This window comes from Halobacterium bonnevillei (genome assembly GCF_009831555.1).
Lineage (GTDB): Archaea > Halobacteriota > Halobacteria > Halobacteriales > Halobacteriaceae > Halobacterium > Halobacterium bonnevillei.
In genome coordinates this window covers 1-2,804 of record NZ_WUUU01000264.1, presented here as the reverse complement: position 1 = coordinate 2,804, position 2,804 = coordinate 1, and the positions used below count along the sequence as shown (strand labels likewise).

The following is a 2,804-nucleotide window of genomic DNA, read 5'->3' as shown; positions in this document are numbered from 1 at the left end:
GCTGGTCGCCGGCCTGCTCCCCCTCGTCGACCGCCGGGCCGCATCGCGCTCGTCGCGCTCGTCGGGTACGCGTACGGCATCGAACTGGTCGGCGTCGCGACCGGGTGGCCCTACGGGGAGTTCGCGTACCTCGTCGACCTCGGGCCGATGCTCGCGGGCAGCGTCCCGCTCGGCCTGCCCGTGTTCTTCCTGCCGCTGGTCGTGAACAGCTACCTGCTGGTCCTCCTGCTGTTCGGCCGCCACACCCGCCGCGCCGTCGTCCGCCTGCCATTGGTCGCCGCCGTCGTCCTCTGGATGGACGTCGTCCTCGATCCCGGCGCGGTCGCGCTCGGCTTCTGGGCGTACGACGCCGGCGGCGTCTACTACGGCGTCCCCGTCTCGAACTACCTCGGGTGGGTGCTGTCCGCGGCCGTCTCCGTCGCCGTCCTCGACTGGGGGTTCGACCGCGTCGCGCTCCACCAGCGGCTCACCCAGTGCCCGTTCCTCCTCGACGACCTGGTGAGCTTCGTCATCCTCTGGGGCGCGGTGAACCTCGCGTTCCTCCAGTTCGTCCCCGCCGCTGCGGCGGCGGTGCTCGGCGTCGCGCTCCTCGAAACCGACCGCTTCGACTTCAGCGTCCTCGGCTGGAACCCCGCGCGGCGGTGACTTCGTCCGCGGACCGCGGGTGGCAGTGGCCTACGGCGCCGGATGTGGGTCGCCGTGGCCGTGGTGGTGGTCGGCCGGCGACGAGACGCAACTCACCCGGTAGAAGACGGTTTCGGGGTCGCCGTAATACGCCCACAGCGCGCGGGTCTTCGCGAGCAACCAGAGTTTCCGGGTCGTCGACAGGCTCGGAGTCTCCGAGAGCACGTCGCACTCCCGGGCGCGGATCTCGCGGTGGTGGTCGGCGTACAGCATCGCGGACAGCAGGACGGCGAACTGGCAGTCCGACGGCAGGTACTTGATGCCCGCGACGCCCTCCCGGTAGCGCGCCTCCGTGCGCGCCAGTTCCGCGCGAATCGCCTCCCGGAACCCGTGGGTCACCTCGTGGCGCCGCAACTGGTCGACCGTGACCCCGTGCTCGCGGCGGGTCTCCCCGGGCAGGTAGATTCGGTCGTAGTCGTCGACGTCCTCGCGGACGTCCCGCAGGAAGTTCGACAGCTGGAACGCCTCCGCGAGCGCGGCCGCGTGGGGTGCTGCGGTCTCGCAGTCCTCGACGTCCATCACGGCCATCATCATGTTCGCGACGGCGACTGCGGACCCGCGCATGTACGCCGCCAGCTCCTCGTAGGTGTCGTACTCCGCCGTCTCGAGGTCCGCGAGCATCGCGTCCACGAACGTGTTCACGTCCTCGTCGGCGATGTCGTAGCGGTCCGAGAGCTCGCGGAACGCCGCCAGCACGTCGCGTTCTTCCGCTCCGAGCGCCGCTCCTGTGACCGCTGCTGCGTCCGCGTCCCCGAGCGCGGCCGCCCGCACGGCTTCTAGTTCGCGGCGCTGTACGTCGGGGTCTCGGTCGGCAGTCGTGTCGACGACGTCGTCGGCGACGCGGAAGAACGCGTACAGGACGTACGTCGAGTGACGCACGCGTTCGGGAAGCAATCGCGTAGCTAGGTGGAACGTTTTCCCGGTCCGTTGCTGTATCGCTTTGCTTGTCGATATCTGGGTACTGTCGACCATTGTATGGCGCGCCAGACGCACCACTCCCGGGTGTGCAGTCCAGCCAGTGCTACATACCTGTTGGGCGCGAAAGAAGAAAAAGACCGGTGCCCACCGCGGGTTCCGCCGGTTCCGGGAAGTATCGGCACGTAGCACGCCTGCCGAGGTCGCTTTGTCGCCGTCCGTGTCACTGAAGGCCGTTGGGCGCCCAGCGACGGTATGAAGCGAAAGCCGGTCCCACCGGCGCCCCCGTCCCTGGACCGCATCTGGACCGTCCGGGACGCCGCGCCGCTCGTCCCGGAACCGGAGGACGACTGCTGTCGGCGACTCGTCGAGCGCGCGGCCGTCCCGGACCGCGGCACTGCGTCGGCGTGGCTGGTGTTCCTGGCCGCGCTCGGCGTGGTCGACGACGCGGACTCCGGGTACGCTCGCGTCCGCTCTGACCCGGGCAGGGCTGCCCTGGCCGACGCCTTCCGCGAGAACGTCTTTCTCGTGACTGAGGTCCTGGCTGCACTCGAGGACACCGAGAGCCGGACGCCAGCGGACGTCTTCGAGGCCGTCCGCGAGCGCGTCCCACGCTGGGAGCGCTCGAAGCGCGACAACTGGGCGGCGTTCTGGACCGACCGCGTCCAGCGCCGCCTCGACTGGGCGGTCCTCCTGGGGCTCGCCGAACGCGACGACGACGGCTACCGCAAGAGCGAATGACCCCCGGTCCCGACCACCGACACGATGGTTGACGCGGTCTGTTTCGACCTCGACGACACGCTCGTCACATACGAGCGCTCGGTCGCGGACGTGCTCGCGGCCGCATTCGACCGCGCGGGCGTCGACCAGTGTTTCTCCGCCGCGGACTACCGCGGCGCGTTCGAGGAGTACGCCGAGCGGACCGACACTGTCGCCGAACTCCGCCGCGCGTGTTTCGCCGACCTCGCCGAAGCGGCCGGCCGCGACCCGGCGTCTGGCGTCGCGGTAGCGAACGCCTACGAGGCGGAACGCGACCAGACGCGCGTCCGAACGCTGCCCGGTGCCAGAGACCTACTCGACGCCGTCGACCGACCGACGGCGCTGGTCACGAACGGGCGCCCGAGATGCAGCGCCAGAAACTCGCGGGCGCGGGACTCGACGACGCCTTCGACGCGGTGGTGTTCGCGGGCTACGACGCGCCGGCG

Annotated in this window: 3 protein-coding genes and 1 pseudogene; 3 read left to right on the top strand and 1 reads right to left on the bottom strand. The window is 70.3% G+C overall.

All coding sequences use genetic code 11. The features are described 5' to 3' along the window. Nucleotides 1–645 (top strand): annotated as a pseudogene (gene cruF, locus GRX66_RS18040) (bisanhydrobacterioruberin hydratase); the annotation flags it as partial. Between the two features lie 30 nt (nt 646–675). Here the strand turns inward: cruF and GRX66_RS18035 are convergent. After that, nucleotides 676–1,656, bottom strand: a complete 981-nt coding sequence (locus tag GRX66_RS18035) for a phytoene/squalene synthase family protein (RefSeq protein WP_159527729.1) — start codon at nt 1,654–1,656, stop codon at nt 676–678. A gap of 198 nt (nt 1,657–1,854) precedes the next feature. Here GRX66_RS18035 and GRX66_RS18030 point away from each other — a divergent pair, with 198 nt between their 5' ends. After that, on the top strand, nt 1,855–2,340 hold the full coding sequence (locus GRX66_RS18030; protein ID WP_159527728.1) for a hypothetical protein: 486 nt from the start codon (nt 1,855–1,857) through the stop codon (nt 2,338–2,340). A 24-nt stretch (nt 2,341–2,364) separates the two neighbouring features. Continuing rightward, a partial coding sequence (locus tag GRX66_RS18025; RefSeq protein ID WP_201293089.1) for an HAD family hydrolase occupies nt 2,365–2,804 on the top strand: 440 nt, incomplete at its 3' end.

Coding starts and splice junctions, on each gene's coding strand:
- GRX66_RS18035 (WP_159527729.1), bottom strand. CDS start 1,656: ATGGTCGACAGTACCCAGATATCGACAAGCAAAGCGATACAGCAACGG.
- GRX66_RS18030 (WP_159527728.1), top strand. CDS start 1,855: ATGAAGCGAAAGCCGGTCCCACCGGCGCCCCCGTCCCTGGACCGCATC.